Genomic DNA, 17,285 nt, shown 5'->3' with positions numbered 1-17,285 from the left:
GCTGAAGCCTTGGGCATGACTGATTTGAATGGTGGCGCGCTCTTCAACGCTGAGTTCGGTATAAGACATAGGGGCAGCACCGTACCGGAAAGGTCAGGTGTTGCACTCAGTTTTTGCCGCCGCCCAGTTATTTACCGAGTTATCATGGATAAATCCTATGTGGGCGGGAGAAAAATACCATCCCCGCTGTCGTAGGGTCTTTATCGGAGGTTTTCTATGAAGTGGAGTGTATTGGTTCTGGCCTTGGCGATAGGTGGGTGTGCTTCGGTTTCAGACATCAAGCAAACACCGCCAACCTTGGCGGTCATCTCCGGCAAGAAACCGCAGGAGTATGCGGCATGTGTTGTACAGAAACTGTCATCGACCCGCAGACCGTCACAGATCGAACCCCACAAGGAAGGTGTTCGGGTGATCGTGCCGCAGAAGTTTTCAGCTGATCCGTCTGCCATTTTTGAAATCGAAGACCGCTCCAGCGGCAGCAGTATCAAGCTCTACGAGAGTATGTCGAATGTCCCGATTCGTCCGGGTGATGTGAAGAAAGCTGCGGAAGAATGCATTTCCGGTTGAGCCTGCAAGGCCGCCTATACCCTATCGAATCCGATTTGAAGAGCCTGACCTGCTGATGCAGTGTCAGGTTTTTTTTGTCTGTTGTTTGTAGGTCGTTTCTACTGATTATCGATTTACGATTACTTTTCCTGCCGCTTGAGGTGTTGTGGCGGTTAGCTCATTGACCTACCATTTGTTGGCTTATGCCTTATGGGCCTAAGCATATAACTATAAAAATGGAGTCGTGATGATGTCTCTGGATAGAGTTCTGATGGGTAGCGCGTTGCTATTGATGCTGGGCAGCGCCCACGCGCTGGAAGGTAAGAAGGTCTTTGCCGGGGGCGGCGTGCAGCCTGGCGCGGCGGCTTGCATGGCCTGTCATGGTGCCGATGGGTTGGGCTTGGCGGCGGCGGGCTTCCCGCGCTTGGCGGGTTTGCCGGCGGCGTATTTGCGCAAGCAACTGGATGATTTCAGAAGTGGCGCGCGTAGCAGCCCGGTGATGTAGTCGCTGGCCAAGGCACTTACTGAAGAAGAAATTGCAGCGGTGACCCAAACGCTGGCGGCGATGCCGACGCCCGCCGTTGCCACTGCCCATCGAAGTGCCACACCTGGCAGCCCCGCAGAAAAACTCGCGCTGCAAGGCGCCTGGGATCGGCAGATTCCCGCCTGTGTCAGCTGCCATGGGCCGTCAGGTGTTGGTGTCGGGGAGGCTTTTCCACCATTGGCAGGCCAGTCTGCGGCTTACTTGGCTGGACAGTTGAATGCCTGGCAGAGCGGGGCGCGGCACAACGATCCCAATGACCTGATGGGGCACATCGCCAAATCCCTTACGGCTGAAGAAGTGCAAGGCGTGGCCACTTACTTCGCTTCGCTGAGCGGTCAGGAGGTCAAGCCATGAAGATCTTTTCGTTTGTATCCCTGCTGGGTTCTTTGGTCAGCTTGCCCGCGCTGGCTGCCACCGTCGTCATGGAAGATCAATCGCAACTGCAGGTGCCGGCGGCGTCGCATCCGACCATCACCCAGTTCCAGCCACCCCAGGAAAGCGAGTTGCCAGATAATGCCTACGGCAAGCTGGTGATGCAGGGGTATGCGTTGTTTGTCGACACCAAGCGCCTGGCGCCGCAGTTTGTCGGTAATGGCCTCAATTGCAGCAACTGCCACCTGGACCAGGGCCGTTGGCCAATTCGGCGCCGTTATGGGGCGCTTACCCGCTGTACCCGGCCTATCGAAAAAAGAACGACAAGGTGAATACCTTTGCCGAGCGCCTGCAGGGTTGCTTCCAGTTCAGCATGAATGGCGGCAAGCCGCCTGCTTCGGACAGCCCGGAGATTACTGCGCTGTCGGTCTATTCCTATTGGTTGGCAAGCAAGGCGCCATTGGGCGTCGAGTTGCCGGGGCGAGGTTATCCTGATGTGCCGCAACCGGCCAAGGGATATGACCTGGCCGGGGGCGCCGAGGTATACAAGGGCCAGTGTGCGGTGTGTCATGGTACTGAGGGGGAGGGTCAGAAAGTTGGTGACAGTTATGTGATGCCGCCGTTGTGGGGTAAGGACTCCTACAACTGGGGCGCCGGTATGCACCGGATCAACACCGCGGCTTCTTTTATCAAACACAATATGCCCTTGGGCAAGGGTGGCAGCTTGACCGATCAACAGGCGTGGGACGTGGCAGCGTACGTCAACCGCCATGAACGGCCCCAGGACCCGCGCCTGGTGGAGGGTTCCGTGGAGAAGACCCGGGTCAAGTTCCACGCCAATGATGGGGTCAACCTGTATGGGCAAACGGTCGACGGCGTGTTGATTGGCCAAGGCATCCGTTAAACTGTCGGTAACCCACAAAAAATGCCGCTGAGGCCTGAGGTTTTAGCGGCATTGTTTTTTCGGAAATAAGATATGAAACGCGAGCAAGTCAGAGAGCGGCATGCAGAGAATCACATCTCGGCGACCCATGTGATTCAAAATCCGGCCGATCCAGGGGAATGGATTGTATTTTTCAAGAAAAGCGCCGGGCGTAGCTTTTTCCTGGTGGATGATCAGGACGAGGTCGAATCTTTTGCGCACCTGGACGACCTGATCGACACCATTCGTGGCCTGGGTATCAAGTTCGCCGAAATTCACATGTAATCGGCAAGCTTACTTGCAGACCACCACCACGCTGCGGCCTTTGAAGTTGCCGACATCCGCGCCCAAGGTCTTGTCGCTTTCCTTCAGGGACGGCGTGCCCTCGGTGCCGACGATACGGTAGCCGGTGCCCGCGCAAGAAGCTTCGGCTTTTTCGTAGCAACTGGCCCAGGAATTGGCTTCGCCGGAGCAGTCGATGGTCAGCCCTTGTTCGCCGTTGTTCAGGTAAGTGTCGGAGGCGGTGGTGCAGCCGGTGAGCGCCAGTACCGCAATCAGTGCCAGAATCTTGTTCATGTGAGAGTCGTCGTCAAAAGGTGTTGAAGGGGGGCGCTGACACTGTCGTGGGGCGTTTCGAGGGAGATTATAGCGAACGGCCATCAAGGTACAGGCAAACACAAAAAAGCCCCGTTCACCGGGGCTTGATGCGCAGGGCGGCAGGCTTACTTGCCCTTCGGTCTTTTGCTCGACGCGTGGCCAGCTTCATCCACAAACACTTCGGCTACCGCAATGGCTTCGCGTTCGGTCGCAAATGTTCCGGCGACGCTGTCACCGTGGAAGTTGATCAAGTGCCAGCCATCCGCTCGCTGTGTGATCAGGTAGCCGTTCACGCCTTTTGGTTCTGACATCTATCAATCTCGTTGTTTGGTTCAAGGGTGCAATGATAGCGCCAAACGCGATGGGGTCGCGCAAGTTGTTGCAGGTCAGTGCCGATATCCCCCAAAGCATGCTAAAAAGGTTGCAGACCTTTGAAATAACGAGGTGCAGCCGATTTTGATGGTGCCATTGGTGAGGCTTGTTGGAAGATGAGCGGAACTAACGCCGACATTTTTTCTCTATGTTGACATCGCAACGCCAGCAGCACCCATTGTAAGGTGACTGCGGCCTGATTAGACTGCGCCGAATTTCGTACGCACAGCCCTTTTAAGGACTCATATGATCAAGAAATGCTTGTTCCCAGCAGCCGGTTACGGTACTCGCTTCCTGCCAGCGACTAAAGCCATGCCCAAAGAGATGCTGCCGGTGGTAAACAAGCCACTGATCCAGTACGGCGTCGAAGAGGCACTGGATGCCGGTTTGAATGAAATCTCCATTGTGACCGGCCGTGGCAAGCGCGCCCTGGAAGACCACTTCGACATCAGCTACGAGTTGGAAAACCAGATCAAGGGCACCGACAAGGAAAAGTACCTGGTCGGTATCCGTAAACTGCTCGACGAGTGCTCGTTCTCCTACACTCGCCAGACCCAAATGAAGGGCCTCGGCCACGCGATTCTGACCGGTCGCCCGCTGATCGGTGATGAACCTTTCGCCGTGGTGCTGGCGGATGACTTGTGCGTTAACCTGGACGGCGACGGTGTGTTGACTCAGATGGTCAACCTGTACAAGAAATACCGTTGCACCATTATTGCCGTTCAAGAAGTCGATCCTCAGGAAACCAACAAGTACGGTGTGATCGCTGGCGATGACATCGGTGATGGCCTGATCCGCGTGCGTGACATGGTCGAGAAGCCAGCTCCGGAAGATGCGCCATCGAACCTGGCGATCATCGGTCGCTACATCCTGACTCCGGACATCTTCAAGCTGATTGAAGAGACCGAGCCAGGCAAGGGCGGCGAAATCCAGATCACTGATGCGCTGATGAAGCAAGCCAAAGACGGCTGCGTGATTGCCTACAAGTTCAAAGGTCGACGCTTTGACTGCGGCGGCGCTGAAGGCTACATCGAAGCGACCAACTTCTGCTTCGAACACTTCTACAAAACCGGCAAGGCTTACTGATTCACGGTTGCCTGCTTGATCTCAAGAAAGCCACCTTCGGGTGGCTTTCTTTTTTTCCGGGTCCGTATTTCGGGTCATGTATTGCCTAGTGAATGGCAGCAGGTATGCTGATGTCCTGCCGAGGAGAGTGAAATGGCCTACGATTTTGATCTTTATGTAATTGGCGCCGGTTCTGGCGGTGTGCGGGCTGCGCGGTTTGCTGCCGGGTTTGGAGCCAAGGTGGCCGTGGCGGAAAGCCGCTACCTGGGTGGCACCTGCGTCAACGTTGGTTGCGTGCCAAAAAAGCTGCTGGTGTATGGCGCGCACTTCGCCGAAGACTTCGAGCAAGCCAGTGGTTTCGGCTGGTCCCTTGGGGAGGCGAATTTTGATTGGGCGACCTTGATTGCCAATAAGGATCGCGAGATCAATCGCCTCAATGGCATTTATCGCAACCTGCTGGTCAACAGTGGCGTGACCTTGCATGAGGGGCATGCGCGGCTGGTGGATCCGCATCAGGTGGAAATCAACGGTGAACGCTTCACCGCCAAACATATTCTGATTGCCACCGGTGGCTGGCCGCAGATCCCGGAAATTCCGGGGGGCGAGCATGCCATTGGCTCCAATGAGGCCTTCTTCCTTAAAGAGCTGCCCAAGCGCGTGCTGGTGGTGGGCGGTGGTTACATCGCGGTGGAGTTCGCCGGGATTTTCCATGGCCTGGGTGCCCAGACTACCTTGCTGTATCGCGGCGACCTGTTTCTGCGCGGTTTTGATGGCGCGGTACGCAAGCATTTGCAGGAAGAGCTAACCAAGCGTGGTCTGGACCTGCAATTTAATGCCGATATCGAGCGCATCGACAAGCAGGCCGATGGCAGCCTCAAGGCCACCTTGAAAGACGGTCGCGTGCTGGAGGCTGATTGCGTGTTCTACGCTACCGGCCGGCGGCCGATGCTCGACAACCTGGGGTTGGAAAACACCAAGGTCAAGCTGGACAAGCGCGGTTTCGTCGAAGTCGATGATCTGTACCAGACTGCCGAATCGTCGATCCTGGCCATTGGCGATGTCATCGGGCGTGTGCAGCTGACGCCTGTAGCATTGGCTGAAGGCATGGCTGTGGCTCGCCGCCTGTTCAAGCCTGAACAGTATCGCCCGGTGGATTACGCGATGATTCCGACGGCGGTGTTCAGCTTGCCGAATATCGGCACTGTCGGCTTGAGCGAAGAGCAGGCAAAGGCTGACGGTCATAAGGTGCAGATATTCGAAAGCCGTTTCCGGCCGATGAAGCTGACCCTGACCGACTGCCAGGAACGTACGTTGATGAAGCTGGTGGTGGACGCCGAGACCGACAAGGTCCTGGGTTGCCACATGGTCGGGCCGGATTCCGGCGAGATCATCCAGGGCCTGGCGATCGCCCTCAAGGCGGGTGCGACCAAGCAACATTTCGATGAAACCATCGGCGTGCACCCGACGGCCGCGGAAGAGTTCGTCACCATGCGCACGCCTGTGGCTGGCTAATCAGTCCTTGGCAGTTGCCTCTGGCGCCGTCGCAACGACGGCCGCCAGGCGCAACGTTTCGATACTGGCCTGGGCTTTGGCCAGATTCAGTTCCAGAGTCTTGTTGGTCTGCTGGTGTTCGGTCAGCGCCTCCTGGCGTGACTGAGTTTCCAGCAGGGCGACGCGCAGGCGTTCCTGGAGAAGCGTGCGCTCGCTATCGATCAGGCTGACCTGTTCGCTCAGTTGGCGCTGTTGCTCACGGTCCTTGCGGGACTGCTCTTGCAGTGTGCCCAGCTCCTTTATGGTAACGCGATGCTCAATCAGCAGCCGCTCGTTATCGCGGTGCAATTGGGTGATCTCGTCCTGGCGCACCATTGCGCTCTGCTGCGCCTGACGCAGTTCTGCCTGCACCTGCTGCAACTGACCCTCATGACGCCGCTGCTCCTGCTCGCGCTGATCCTTGATCGCGTTGCGGTAATGCTCCAGTGCATCTCGCGCATGCAGGTGCTTTTCTTCCAGTGAGCGAACCTGCTCGTCCTTGTCGTTGATCCGTAGTTCGTAATCACTGCAGGCCTGGCTCAGGCCTGCATTGCGGGTTTGTTCGGTCTGCAGGCTAGAGCGGGTGCTCTGCAGTTTGGCGCTTTCATCGGCCAGTGCTGCGGCTTGTATATCGCACTGCTGCTTGAGTTGCCCGTGAGTCAGTCCCAGTTCTTCAAGCTGGGCGAGCAGGGCGCTCTTCTGCTGTTCGAATTGCGCCAGGGCATGATCAATGGGTTCCTGGGCTTTGTCCTTGAGGCGCTGGGCCAGCTGCGCCACCAGCTCTGCCAGCTCGTCATCGATAGGCGCCTGGGTAATGGTTTGCCGGGAGTCGCTTTCGTCCAGTTCTTTCAAATAGCGGTGAATCGTGGTTTTCGAGCCGGTATTGCCCATTTCGATGCGTACCGCGTCGATGCTGGGGTTTTCGCCGCGGGCGATGATCGCCAGGCGGGCCGTTTGAACGACTGCTTTGTTAATGCCACCACGAGCCATGGAGTCTCCGTCGATTTCGTACTGTGTTACGTAGTATGTATATACATACTGTATCACGATAAGATATTCATTTAAATTGGTGATTTAACAGCTGGGATATTGGCGTATTATCCCGTGTCATAAGCATTTTTGAAGGGTTCTCACCCAATGGCCGTACACATAAGGTCTTCGCCGTGAGCGAGCTGGATCGCTATCTAAACGCGGCCACCCGCGACAACACCCGTCGCAGCTACCGCGCGGCCATCGAACACTTTGAGGTGAGCTGGGGTGGCTTCCTGCCGGCCACCAGCGACAGCGTGGCGCGCTATCTGGTGGCGCACGCTGGCGTGTTGTCGGTCAACACCCTGAAGCTGCGTCTTTCTGCCTTGGCGCAGTGGCACACCAGCCAGGGGTTTCCCGATCCGACCAAGGCCCCGGTAGTGCGCAAGGTATTGAAGGGCATTCGCGCCTTGCACCCGGCCCAGGAAAAACAGGCGCAACCCTTGCAGCTCCAGCATCTGGAACAGGTTGTTGAGTGGCTTGAACGCGAAGGCAATGAGGCAAGAAGCGTTGATGATCAGCCAGGATGGCTGCGCGCCAAGCGCGATGCGGCCCTGATCCTGCTGGGTTTCTGGCGTGGCTTTCGCAGTGATGAACTGTGCCGAGTTACTATCGAGCACGTGCAAGCGGTGCCCGGCTCGGGGATCAGCCTGTATTTGCCTCGCAGCAAAAGCGACCGGGAAAACCTCGGTAAGACTTACCAAACCCCAGCCTTGCTGCGCTTGTGCCCAGTCCAGGCCTACAGCGAATGGCTCAGCGCGTCGGCCCTGGTGCGTGGCCCGGTGTTTCGCGGCATCGATCGCTGGGGCAACTTGAGTGAGGAGGGCTTGCATCCCAACAGCGTGATCCCGTTGTTGCGCCAGGCTCTGGAGCGTGCAGGGATTGCCGCCGAGCAGTACACCAGCCACTCGCTGCGACGCGGCTTTGCCACATGGGCCCATCGCAGTGGTTGGGATTTGAAGTCGTTGATGAGTTACGTCGGCTGGAAGGACATGAAATCCGCCATGCGCTATGTTGAAGCAACGCCTTTTCTCGGCATGACCGTGACCAATGACAAGCTGATTTGAAATTTCTTCTATTAATACAGTCCGTTGATAGCGAAAACCAATCGTCAGCATCAGGTTTGCCAATGAGCCATCGACCGCGAGACTGGGTAGGATTCATCTCATCAACTTCTTAACCCCTGACGGAGAGTCAACGATGCCTATCATCAACAGCCAAGTAAAACCGTTTAAAGCCACCGCTTACAAAAACGGCAACTTCGTAGACGTGTCGGACGCTGACCTGAAAGGCAAGTGGTCTGTCGTATTCTTCTACCCAGCCGACTTCACCTTCGTCTGCCCAACCGAACTGGAAGATCTGGCTGACAACTACGCCGAATTCCAGAAACTGGGCGTCGAAATCTACAGCGTGTCCACCGACACCCATTTTGCCCACGCGGCCTGGCACAACACTTCGCCAGCCATCAGCAAAATCCAGTACACCATGATCGGCGATCCAACCCTGACCATCTCCCGCAACTTCGATGTACTGATTGAAGAAGCTGGCCTGGCGGATCGCGGCACTTTTGTGATCAACCCAGAAGGTCAGATCAAAATCGTTGAACTGAACGACGGCGGCGTTGGCCGTGACGCTTCCGAGCTGCTGCGCAAAATCAAGGCCGCTCAGTACGTTGCTGCTCACCCAGGTGAAGTCTGCCCAGCCAAGTGGAAAGAAGGCGAGGCCACTCTGGCTCCTTCCCTGGACCTGGTCGGCAAGATCTAAACCTGTGAAACGCTACAGGGCGGGTTTTACCGCACCCAAGTAAGCTGTACCGCCCTCAAAAACGCCCGGGCGAGATTCGCTCGGGCGTTTTTTTTCGACCGTAATAAATGAATTAATAGGAAATCGCCCGTATGTTGGACGCCAATCTTAAAGCTCAGTTGAAGTCATACCTGGAACGGGTCACCCAGCCGATCGAGATCATCGCCTCCCTCGACGACGGTGCGAAATCCCAGGAAATGCTTGCCATGTTGCAGGACGTCAGCAGCCTCTCGACGCTGATTACCCTGCACAGCGATGGTACCGATGCGCGTAAGCCATCGTTCTCCATCAACCGTCCGGGTGCCAATATCAACCTGCGTTTTGCCGGCATCCCCATGGGTCATGAATTCACTTCGTTGGTGTTGGCACTGCTGCAAGTCGGCGGCCACCCTTCGAAAGCCAGTGTCGAAGTGATTGAACAGATCCGCGCCCTGAAAGGCGAGTTCAGCTTCGAGACTTACTTCTCGCTGTCGTGCCAGAACTGCCCGGACGTGGTCCAGGCACTGAACCTGATGGCCGTGCTCAACCCGAACATCCGCCACGTTGCTATCGACGGCGCGCTGTTCCAGGCCGAAGTCGATGATCGTCAGGTCATGGCCGTGCCGAGCGTCTACTTGAATGGTGTGAACTTCGGCCAGGGCCGCATGGGTCTGGAAGAAATCCTCGCCAAGCTCGACACCAGCGGTATCGAAAAACAGGCCGAAAAAATCAGCGCCAAGGCAGCCTTTGACGTACTGGTGGTCGGCGGTGGCCCAGCTGGTGCGGCGGCGGCGATCTACGCCGCTCGTAAGGGTATTCGTACCGGTGTTGCCGCCGAGCGTTTCGGCGGTCAGGTGTTGGACACCATGGCCATCGAGAACTTCATCTCGGTCCAGGAAACCGAAGGGCCGAAGCTGGCCAGTGCCCTGGAAGAACACGTCAAGCAGTACGACGTCGACATCATGAACCTGCAACGTGCCAGCGCACTGATTCCGGCGAAGAATGCCGGTGAGTTGCACGAAATTCGTTTCGAAAGCGGTGCCAGCCTCAAATCCAAGACCGTGATCCTGGCGACCGGTGCAAGGTGGCGTGAAATGGGCGTGCCGGGCGAGCAGCAATACAAGGCTAAAGGTGTGTGCTTCTGCCCGCACTGTGATGGCCCGCTGTTCAAAGGCAAACGTGTTGCCGTGATTGGCGGCGGTAACTCCGGCGTTGAGGCGGCGATTGACCTGGCGGGTATCGTCAGCCACGTCACCTTGCTGGAATTCGACAGCAAGCTGCGCGCTGATGCGGTATTGCAGCGCAAGCTGTACAGCCTGCCCAACGTTGACGTGATCACCAATGCGCTGACCAGTGAAGTCAAAGGTGATGGCCAGAAAGTCATCGGCCTGGTGTACAAGGACCGCAACTCGGACGACTTCAAGACCGTCGACCTGGATGGTATCTTTGTGCAGATCGGCTTGCTGCCCAATACCGACTGGCTAAAGGGTACCGTTGAGCTGTCGCCCCGTGGCGAGATCATTGTTGACGCCCGTGGCGAGACTTCACTGCCTGGCATATTTGCTGCCGGCGACGTCACCACCGTGCCGTACAAGCAGATCGTGATTGCGGTAGGCGAGGGCGCCAAAGCGTCCCTGAGCGCTTTCGATTACCTGATTCGCAGCTCTGCTCCGGAATAACGGCTGGCCTGAAAATAAAAAACCCCATGAGCAATCATGGGGTTTTTTATGGCCGGCAGTATTTACATCGGCGCGGGCTGGATGATTTCGACCCAGTACGCATCCGGGTCCTTGATGAACGCCAGGCTTTTCATGCGGCCGTCAGTCAGGCGCTTCTGGAAGTCGCAGCCCAGCGCTTCGAAGCGCTCGCATGCAGTGACGATGTCCGGCACCGAGATGCAGATATGGCCAAAGCCGCGCGGGTCGGTGTTACCGTTGTGATAGGCGAAGTCGGCATCGTTTTCAGTGCCGTGGTTGTGTGTCAGTTCGAGAATTCCCGGAATCGACTTCATCCACTGGGTGCGTTCGGCAGCGTCGGCGGGGATCTGGGATTTTTCCACCAGGGCCAGGAAGTACAGGCTGAATTCAGCCTCTGGGAAATCGCGTTTTTCCACCAAGGAGAAGCCGAGGACGCGGGTGTAGAAGTCCAGCGACTTGGTGATGTCCTTGACCCGCAGCATGGTGTGGTTGAACACGAAGTTCGAGGTGGCGGTGTCCGGTTGGGCGGTGACGCCCGGGAAGGTGTTCAGTTCGTGCAGGCTCATGGGCCCTCCAGAAAAAATGGGGCAAACGCGACTCAAGACATGAGCGGTCCCTTGGTGTGCGGTTGCCAGGCGTCCGTGCAGCGGGTCCATGATACGCAGGCCCCGTCTGCCGCGCCAAATGAAAAAGGTCGCGCGGGCCTTGCGGCTAGCGTGCGCTGGGGCTCAAACTTTGTCCCTTGGCCAGCGAGTGTTTTTCACAATGACCCGATTCCGCAAATCGCTGTTGAGTATCCTGTGCCTGTTGCTCGGCAGCACTGCTGTGTTGGCTGCCGACCCGCAAATTCACTGGCCCAGTGGCTGGCAGGTGGAAGAGGTCGTACCCGACGATGAGGCGCCTACCCAGCCCTCGACGGTTTCCCGTCAGCGTGCGATAAAAAACGATGAAAACGGTACGACGCTAATGGTCATGGAATTGACGGGCACCCCCATTGCGGCCGGGCATAAAGTCAATTTGCAGGGTGTGCTACTGGAGATGCGCAAGACCATCCAGAAGGATTTCGCTCGCACGGGTTATCAAAGCGTCTGCAGCAAGATTCATCCGACAACATTAAGCCGTTTTGAGGCTCTGGAAACTACCTGCGTCATCACCGAAAACGGCCGGCATGTGTTGTCACAAACATTGGTGGGGGCTGTTGATACCGATAAGGCTTATGTTCTTTCATACGCCGGGCAGGCCGAGGCTTATGCCGCGAGCAAGGATGAAGTCAATTCTGTGCGCGACAGCCTGAAACTTTGATCCCTCAGACTAGAGCGTCAGATTTTTCCAATGATAGCCAGCGGGTGCAACTTAGTGGCTATATCGTGGCGTTGCGGGTGAGTGGTGTTATTGGTATTTTTACAAAATGAAATGTTTTTTAAAGTTGATTATCGAAAGCGCCAAGCAACGGCTTTTTCTTCGAAAGCGAGTACCCCAAAACAAAAAAGCCCTGCAGGTGCAGGGCTTTCATTAGTACCTTTGTACTAGCCGCGAAGCCAGGAATCTACAGTGGCTGCGCCGTACTGTTCTTTCCAGGCCTTCAGGCCGCGGTGGTTGCCGCCTTTGGTCTCAATCAACTCGCCGGTGTGCGGGTTGTGATAGACCTTGACCACGCGTGCGCGGCGCTGTTTTGGTGCGGTCGCCACTTTAATGCCAGACTTGCCCAGGTTTGGATCAAGGATGGCGATGATGTCACGCAGGCTCTTGCCGTAGGTTTTCATCAGGCCTTGAAGCTTTTCTTCGAATTCGATTTCTTTCTTCAGGCCGGCGTCGTTCTTCAGGGATTCCAGCTGGGCGAGCTGCTCTTGAAGGGCTTTTTCTGCTGCGCGAAATTCGGCGAGTCTGGACAAAATCTGTACTCCAATAGTGTATTTGGCTGATACCAACTGCATACAAAGCTATAAGCCAAGAGCCTTAAGGTGACTCAACGAAAGTGACCCTCCTGTCAGTTTTGCACAGGCAGGAAAAATTGTAGTAGTTAATTCGTTAAGAGTAAATCATGACGTTTGTATAAATAACGATATTTCATTCAGAGGGTAGATGGCTATCAATGGCTGTGCAGGCTTTGAATAAACTCAGCACACGGCATGGGTCGCCCAAACAGATAACCCTGCAAAAAATCCACACCCTGCGCTGCAAGATACTGGCATTGTTCGTCTGTTTCGACCCCTTCGGCGACGATGCCCAGCTCAAGCTTGGCGGACAGTTCAATGATGCTGTCGAGTATATGCCGCGATAGAGCATCGGCCCCGATCATCGCCACAAAGCTTTGGTCGATCTTCAAGTAGTCGACGTTGAAGTTGCGCAAATAGCCCAGGCTGGAATGGCCGGTACCGAAGTCGTCAATGGCAATCATGACTCCCAGGTTGTGCAGGGCTTCGAACAGTTGGCGAGTGATGTCGGTGGGCTCGATCAGCTCCCGTTCGGTCAACTCCAGCACCAGCGTGACCTGGCCCGGAGGGAAGGCGGCGAGAAATTCCCGGCAGTCCTCTACCAGCTCCAGGTCGTGGCAATGGCTGGCGGTGATATTGATGCCCACATGGAAGCCGGCAATCAATGAATCGGCGTGTGGCGCCAACTGCGCGGCGGTCTGGCGCATCAATGCACGGGTCATCGGGACGATTAGCCCCGAATGTTCGGCCAAGGGGATAAACAGGTCAGGACGCACCAGGCCTTCCTTGGGGTGCTTCCAGCGCATCAGTACTTCACAGCCGGCCCATTGGCGTGTATCGCCGCGAACGACCGGCTGGAAGTAAGGCACAAACTCGTTGGCTCCCAACGCTCGTTGCAGCTCGCGGGTAGGGGAGGATGAGCGCTTTTGCAACCAGTGCGCGAGGATGCCCGCCAGTACGCCGAAGAACACCACCAGGCTGAACAGCGCCGGATATCGGGCCTCCATGTAGCGCCACACCTCACCTTCGGGCATGCCGGCTTCGATGCTGTAGACGTACCGTTTGGAGTCAAGTTGATAATGGGCCACGGCAAACACAGGGGGGGTCGTGTCATGGACTTTTCCGTCGGACGCCAGCCAGTTGGGCCCGACCTGCAGCAGCAGGTCCGCGTAGCGGCTGATCAGGCGCAAAGCGTTCGTCAGGTGGTAGCCGTCGATGGAGGCAAAGGCGCCCTGATCGCCTTGCGTGAGCCGGTACACCAGCAACGCCGTGTCGGGTGTCACCGGATTGCCATTCATCAACCACAGGCGGCCGTTGACGTAGTCGTCCGGATTGACCGGTGACACGTAATTGCCGCCGAACAATGAGCTGCAATAAATGCTCTTTTGCCACGACAAGGTGGTAGCGCGCACGAAGGGGCGGCGGGTGACCTGTTCGCGCAGGGCCAACTGCGTCTGGTTGTCACATTCATGACCGGCCAGCGGCAGCAGTTCCTGGGCGGCAAGGGCGGTGTTGTCGAGCATCAGGTCGAACTGGCGCACCGCTTCCCCAGCAGTTTCGGCGGTGCTTTGTTCCAGCGTGCGCTCGGCCTGCAAGTACAGGATCACTACGCCGAACACAATTGGCAACACTCCACTGAGCAGGGTGATCAGGTGGCGGGTGGTGCTTTTTCGTGGGCCTTTGACGGTCAGTGGCATTGGCGCGGACCTGTAGCGGGTAGCGGCGATAGGGCTCTCAAAGGCGGGCGGGACAACAGGAGCCGTGCAAAAAAGAGTGTGGGTCAGGGCCATGATAGATGGCGCCGCGCATCTGCGCCTGCTCAGTCAGCATTGATACGTGTGGCCAGTCGGATAAAAGCCAGCGTCGCCGGCGACGACTGTCGTTGATCCAACACCGCCAGCCCAACCTGTCGCTTGACTGCCGGCTTGAGGGGCTTTTTCAGGTAGCCCGGTTGTGGCGTATCGGGCAGCGACAGCTCGGCGACCAGGGTCACCCCGTCGCCACGGCGCACGGTGTCCAGGGTGCTGAGCAACTGCGGGCAGCGATAGCGGATATCCGGCTTGAGTCCGGCGCCGACGAACAAACGCGATACCAGTTGCGAAGAGCCAGCCTCGGTCAGGATAAACGGGTCGTCGCACAAGGCCCGAAGGCTGATGCTTGCAACCACCACCCTTGTGACGGGCAGGCTGACGGTTGAAGCGCTGGGCGCCATTCATCTGCCACAACTGCTGAGCCTGCTGTACCTCGGCGTGTTGGGATCGGCCCTGGCCTACATTGGTTACTACGATGGCATCCGGCGCATCGGCGCCACCCGCTCTGGGGTGTTTATTGCCCTTAATCCGCTGACGGCAGTGATTTGTGGTGCGCTGTTGCTGGGGGAACAACTGACTGCGCCAATGTATCTGGGAGGCGCAGTGATCCTGGTGGGGATTTATCTGTGCAATAAACCCCTTGCACCTGCCAGGGCATAGGGTTTTGATAGGGAATACGGACAAACTTGGTTACGCTGTGTAGAATCGGTTTACGCATACAAGAATAAGTGCTTGCATTCACGCAAGCCTCGTCCGTCAGAGACGCCCGTAAGAGAATGATCCAACCATGAAGCTACTCGGGTCCCCACTCATCTATGGTGACTTCCTCGCCCGCAGCGTGCGGGGCATCTCCTGTGCACCACCTGCCGCCCTCATCCTTGCTGGCAACTAACGATATCCGTTAATTCTAAGAAGATGATGAGGCGCCAAACCATGGCAGATTTATACGAAAACCCAATGGGCCTGATGGGCTTTGAATTCATCGAATTCGCATCGCCGACCCCTGGCACCCTTGAGCCGATCTTCGAGATCATGGGCTTTTCCAAAGTCGCGACCCACCGTTCGAAAAACGTGCACCTGTACCGTCAGGGCGAGATCAATCTGATCCTCAACAACGAACCCAACAGCGTAGCCTCCTACTTCGCCACCGAGCATGGCCCGTCGGTGTGCGGCATGGCGTTCCGGGTCAAGAACGCCCAACAGGCCTACGCCCGCGCCCTGGAACTTGGCGCCCAGCCGATCCATATCGAAACCGGCCCGATGGAATTGAACCTGCCAGCCATCAAAGGCATTGGTGGTGCGCCGCTGTACCTGATCGACCGTTTCGGCGAGGGCAGTTCGATCTATGACATCGACTTCGTCTACCTGGAAGGCGTTGATCGCAACCCACCGGGCGCCGGCCTGAAAGTCATCGATCACCTGACCCACAACGTCTATCGCGGGCGCATGGCCTACTGGGCCAACTTCTACGAGAAGCTGTTCAACTTCCGTGAAGCTCGCTACTTCGATATCAAGGGTGAGTACACCGGCCTGACCTCCAAGGCCATGAGCGCCCCGGATGGCATGATCCGCATCCCGCTCAACGAAGAATCGTCCAAGGGCGCCGGGCAGATCGAAGAGTTCCTGATGCAGTTCAACGGCGAAGGTATCCAGCACGTGGCCTTCCTCACTGACGACCTGGTCAAGACCTGGGATCAGTTGAAGAAGATCGGTATGCGCTTCATGACCGCGCCGCCGCAGACCTACTACGAAATGCTCGAAGGTCGCCTGCCAAACCACGGCGAACCTGTGGATCAACTGCAAGCGCGGGGCATCCTGCTGGACGGTTCGTCGGTTGCAGGCGACAGGCGCCTGCTGCTGCAAATCTTCTCGGAAACCCTGATGGGGCCGGTGTTCTTCGAATTTATCCAGCGCAAGGGTGATGACGGGTTCGGTGAAGGCAACTTCAAGGCACTGTTCGAATCCATCGAGCGTGATCAGGTGCGTCGTGGTGTATTGACCGCTGACTGATCGATGACAAGGCTGTAAAAAAGCCCGGTCGAGGACTTCCTCGGCCGGGCTTTGTTTTGCCTGTTATCAGGCTTTGCGTTGTCGCACCAAATGCTTGAACCCTTCAAACACCAGCACCACCACCGCCAGCCAGATCGGGATATACGTCAACCATTCTCCCGGCCCGATGCTTTCCCCCAGTAACAGGGCCACCCCCAGCAACAGCACCGGTTCCACATAACTGAGCAATCCAAACAGGCTGAACGCCAACAAGCGGCTGGCAATGATATAGCTCACCAGCGCTGCTGCACTGATCAGCCCCAGCATGGGAATCAACGCGTACAGCCCCTTGTGGGTACCCAGCACCGCAAAGCCCTGTTCGCCGCTTTGCACAAACCACAGCGCCACCGGCAGCATCAGCGCCATATCGAGCCACAGCCCGCCCAAATGGTCGGTAGCCAGCCGTTTACGTAGAACAAAGTAGGTTGGGTAACCAATGATCACCAACAGTGTCGCCCAGGAAAAACCACCCACCTGGTACAGTTCGTTGAGTACGCCTGCGGCGGCAAAAAATACCGCAATCTGTTGCAGGCGTGACAGCCGTTCGCCATACACCAGGCGACCGGTCAGGACCATGGTCAACGGCAGCAGGAAGTAACCGAGGGACACATCCAGGCTGCGGCCGTTGAGCGGCGCCCACATGAACAGCCACAGCTGCACCCCAAGCAATACCGAAGACAACAAAATCCCTCCGATCAGCCGAGGTTTGCCCGCCAGCAGTCGGACCAACTCCAGCACCCGTCGCCATTCGCCGCTGACTGCCATGAACACGGTCATGCACGGCACTGTCAGCAGCATCCGCCAACCAAAAATCTCCAGGCCACTCAAGGGTGTGAGCAAGGATGTGAAGTAATACATCACGGCAAACAACACCGAGGCCAATACCGATAGAGCAACACCTTTAGACACGCTGTCCTCGCGAAGACGATTCATACAAGAGAGGGGGGAAATCAAGGTGGGAATATATTGCTTTTGCTGTGAGACGTTTGCTCTGTTTTGCGGCATCTTATGAGAAATTTTCTCACCCCAAGGTCT

At 56.9% G+C, this 17,285-nt stretch carries 17 protein-coding genes and 4 pseudogenes; 13 read left to right on the top strand and 8 right to left on the bottom strand.

Annotated features, from left to right (window positions below):
• From FQ182_RS30050 to FQ182_RS24160, 5 genes and pseudogenes are all read left to right on the top strand, one after another.
• Window positions 1-195 (top strand): hypothetical protein (locus FQ182_RS30050; RefSeq protein WP_218575103.1); only part of this gene is annotated, 195 nt, incomplete at its 5' end.
• 21 nt (window positions 196-216) lie between these two features.
• On the top strand, window positions 217-567 hold the full coding sequence (locus tag FQ182_RS24175) for a hypothetical protein (protein WP_149414659.1): 351 nt from the start codon (window positions 217-219) through the stop codon (window positions 565-567).
• 226 nt (window positions 568-793) lie between these two features.
• A pseudogene (locus FQ182_RS24170) lies at window positions 794-1,444 on the top strand (cytochrome c).
• Window positions 1,441-2,366: pseudogene (locus FQ182_RS24165) on the top strand (c-type cytochrome). Before FQ182_RS24170 ends, FQ182_RS24165 begins: the two co-directional pseudogenes overlap by 4 nt.
• A 72-nt stretch (window positions 2,367-2,438) precedes the next feature.
• A complete protein-coding gene (locus tag FQ182_RS24160; RefSeq protein WP_149414658.1) occupies window positions 2,439-2,669 on the top strand; it encodes a hypothetical protein in 231 nt (76 codons plus the stop codon).
• Window positions 2,670-2,678: 9 nt separating this feature from the next.
• On the opposite strand, the gene FQ182_RS24155 is transcribed toward FQ182_RS24160, so the two are convergent.
• Together FQ182_RS24155 and FQ182_RS24150 are read right to left on the bottom strand one after the other, a co-directional pair.
• Window positions 2,679-2,960, bottom strand: coding sequence for a hypothetical protein (locus tag FQ182_RS24155; protein ID WP_133102678.1), 282 nt, complete (start codon window positions 2,958-2,960; stop codon window positions 2,679-2,681).
• A gap of 146 nt (window positions 2,961-3,106) precedes the next feature.
• Window positions 3,107-3,292, bottom strand: a complete 186-nt coding sequence (locus tag FQ182_RS24150; protein ID WP_016969599.1) for a hypothetical protein — start codon at window positions 3,290-3,292, stop codon at window positions 3,107-3,109.
• Window positions 3,293-3,599: 307 nt separating this feature from the next.
• On the opposite strand from FQ182_RS24150, the gene galU reads away from it, so the two are divergent.
• Complete coding sequence (gene galU, locus FQ182_RS24145) at window positions 3,600-4,439, top strand: UTP--glucose-1-phosphate uridylyltransferase GalU (RefSeq protein ID WP_149414657.1); 840 nt, start codon at window positions 3,600-3,602, stop codon at window positions 4,437-4,439.
• 132 nt (window positions 4,440-4,571) lie between these two features.
• The gene (gene gorA / locus FQ182_RS24140; RefSeq protein WP_149414656.1) at window positions 4,572-5,930 is read left to right on the top strand and encodes a glutathione-disulfide reductase; all 1,359 of its coding nucleotides are present in this window, start codon (window positions 4,572-4,574) and stop codon (window positions 5,928-5,930) included.
• On the opposite strand, the gene FQ182_RS24135 is transcribed toward gorA, so the two are convergent.
• Window positions 5,931-6,938 (bottom strand): DNA-binding protein, encoded by a 1,008-nt coding sequence (locus FQ182_RS24135; protein WP_149414655.1) that lies wholly within the window; start codon window positions 6,936-6,938, stop codon window positions 5,931-5,933. It abuts the gene before it with no gap.
• Window positions 6,939-7,111: 173 nt separating this feature from the next.
• Here FQ182_RS24135 and FQ182_RS24130 point away from each other — a divergent pair, with 173 nt between their 5' ends.
• The 3 genes from FQ182_RS24130 (at window position 7,112) to ahpF (ending at window position 10,438) form a co-directional block, all read left to right on the top strand.
• Window positions 7,112-8,044, top strand: coding sequence for a site-specific integrase (locus FQ182_RS24130; RefSeq protein WP_149414654.1), 933 nt, complete (start codon window positions 7,112-7,114; stop codon window positions 8,042-8,044).
• 133 nt (window positions 8,045-8,177) lie between these two features.
• Window positions 8,178-8,741 (top strand): alkyl hydroperoxide reductase subunit C, encoded by a 564-nt coding sequence (ahpC, locus tag FQ182_RS24125; RefSeq protein ID WP_133102672.1) that lies wholly within the window; start codon window positions 8,178-8,180, stop codon window positions 8,739-8,741.
• A 131-nt stretch (window positions 8,742-8,872) separates the two neighbouring features.
• On the top strand, window positions 8,873-10,438 hold the full coding sequence (gene ahpF, locus FQ182_RS24120; protein WP_149414653.1) for an alkyl hydroperoxide reductase subunit F: 1,566 nt from the start codon (window positions 8,873-8,875) through the stop codon (window positions 10,436-10,438).
• 62 nt (window positions 10,439-10,500) lie between these two features.
• On the opposite strand, the gene gloA is transcribed toward ahpF, so the two are convergent.
• Window positions 10,501-11,022, bottom strand: coding sequence for a lactoylglutathione lyase (gene gloA, locus FQ182_RS24115; RefSeq protein WP_149414652.1), 522 nt, complete (start codon window positions 11,020-11,022; stop codon window positions 10,501-10,503).
• Between the two features lie 199 nt (window positions 11,023-11,221).
• Between gloA and FQ182_RS24110 the strand changes: the two genes are divergently transcribed.
• Window positions 11,222-11,758, top strand: a complete 537-nt coding sequence (locus FQ182_RS24110; protein ID WP_149414651.1) for a DUF4946 domain-containing protein — start codon at window positions 11,222-11,224, stop codon at window positions 11,756-11,758.
• A 224-nt stretch (window positions 11,759-11,982) separates the two neighbouring features.
• Here FQ182_RS24110 and FQ182_RS24105 read toward each other — a convergent pair whose 3' ends face one another.
• The 3 genes and pseudogenes from FQ182_RS24105 to FQ182_RS24095 form a co-directional block, all read right to left on the bottom strand.
• Window positions 11,983-12,348 carry a histone-like nucleoid-structuring protein, MvaT/MvaU family gene (locus tag FQ182_RS24105; protein ID WP_149414650.1) on the bottom strand — a complete coding sequence of 122 codons (366 nt, stop codon included), beginning with the start codon at window positions 12,346-12,348 and terminating at the stop codon, window positions 11,983-11,985.
• Window positions 12,349-12,545: 197 nt separating this feature from the next.
• On the bottom strand, window positions 12,546-14,087 hold the full coding sequence (locus tag FQ182_RS24100; protein ID WP_149414649.1) for an EAL domain-containing protein: 1,542 nt from the start codon (window positions 14,085-14,087) through the stop codon (window positions 12,546-12,548).
• Between the two features lie 122 nt (window positions 14,088-14,209).
• Window positions 14,210-14,548, bottom strand: a pseudogene (locus FQ182_RS24095) (LysR family transcriptional regulator substrate-binding protein); the annotation flags it as partial.
• Between FQ182_RS24095 and FQ182_RS24090 the strand changes: the two are divergent.
• A pseudogene (locus FQ182_RS24090) lies at window positions 14,541-14,861 on the top strand (EamA family transporter); the annotation flags it as partial. The pseudogenes FQ182_RS24095 and FQ182_RS24090 overlap by 8 nt on opposite strands.
• A gap of 273 nt (window positions 14,862-15,134) precedes the next feature.
• Entirely contained in the window at window positions 15,135-16,211 is a 1,077-nt protein-coding gene (gene hppD / locus FQ182_RS24085; RefSeq protein ID WP_149414648.1) for a 4-hydroxyphenylpyruvate dioxygenase, read from the top strand.
• Window positions 16,212-16,277: 66 nt separating this feature from the next.
• Here hppD and rarD read toward each other — a convergent pair whose 3' ends face one another.
• On the bottom strand, window positions 16,278-17,159 hold the full coding sequence (rarD, locus tag FQ182_RS24080; protein ID WP_149414647.1) for an EamA family transporter RarD: 882 nt from the start codon (window positions 17,157-17,159) through the stop codon (window positions 16,278-16,280).
• Window positions 17,160-17,285 lie beyond the last annotated feature (126 nt).

The organism is Pseudomonas sp. ANT_H4 (genome assembly GCF_008369295.1).
Classification (GTDB): domain Bacteria; phylum Pseudomonadota; class Gammaproteobacteria; order Pseudomonadales; family Pseudomonadaceae; genus Aquipseudomonas.
This window is presented reverse-complemented; position numbering and strand designations above follow the sequence as displayed.

Excerpts from the sequence above, each read along its gene's own strand:
- FQ182_RS24175 (WP_149414659.1), top strand. The coding sequence starts at position 217 with ATGAAGTGGAGTGTATTGGTTCTGGCCTTGGCGATAGGTGGGTGTGCT.
- FQ182_RS24160 (WP_149414658.1), top strand. The coding sequence starts at position 2,439 with ATGAAACGCGAGCAAGTCAGAGAGCGGCATGCAGAGAATCACATCTCG.
- FQ182_RS24155 (WP_133102678.1), bottom strand. The coding sequence starts at position 2,960 with ATGAACAAGATTCTGGCACTGATTGCGGTACTGGCGCTCACCGGCTGC.
- FQ182_RS24150 (WP_016969599.1), bottom strand. The coding sequence starts at position 3,292 with ATGTCAGAACCAAAAGGCGTGAACGGCTACCTGATCACACAGCGAGCG.
- galU (WP_149414657.1), top strand. The coding sequence starts at position 3,600 with ATGATCAAGAAATGCTTGTTCCCAGCAGCCGGTTACGGTACTCGCTTC.
- gorA (WP_149414656.1), top strand. The coding sequence starts at position 4,572 with ATGGCCTACGATTTTGATCTTTATGTAATTGGCGCCGGTTCTGGCGGT.
- FQ182_RS24135 (WP_149414655.1), bottom strand. The coding sequence starts at position 6,938 with ATGGCTCGTGGTGGCATTAACAAAGCAGTCGTTCAAACGGCCCGCCTG.
- ahpC (WP_133102672.1), top strand. The coding sequence starts at position 8,178 with ATGCCTATCATCAACAGCCAAGTAAAACCGTTTAAAGCCACCGCTTAC.
- ahpF (WP_149414653.1), top strand. The coding sequence starts at position 8,873 with ATGTTGGACGCCAATCTTAAAGCTCAGTTGAAGTCATACCTGGAACGG.
- gloA (WP_149414652.1), bottom strand. The coding sequence starts at position 11,022 with ATGAGCCTGCACGAACTGAACACCTTCCCGGGCGTCACCGCCCAACCG.
- FQ182_RS24110 (WP_149414651.1), top strand. The coding sequence starts at position 11,222 with ATGACCCGATTCCGCAAATCGCTGTTGAGTATCCTGTGCCTGTTGCTC.
- FQ182_RS24100 (WP_149414649.1), bottom strand. The coding sequence starts at position 14,087 with ATGCCACTGACCGTCAAAGGCCCACGAAAAAGCACCACCCGCCACCTG.
- hppD (WP_149414648.1), top strand. The coding sequence starts at position 15,135 with ATGGCAGATTTATACGAAAACCCAATGGGCCTGATGGGCTTTGAATTC.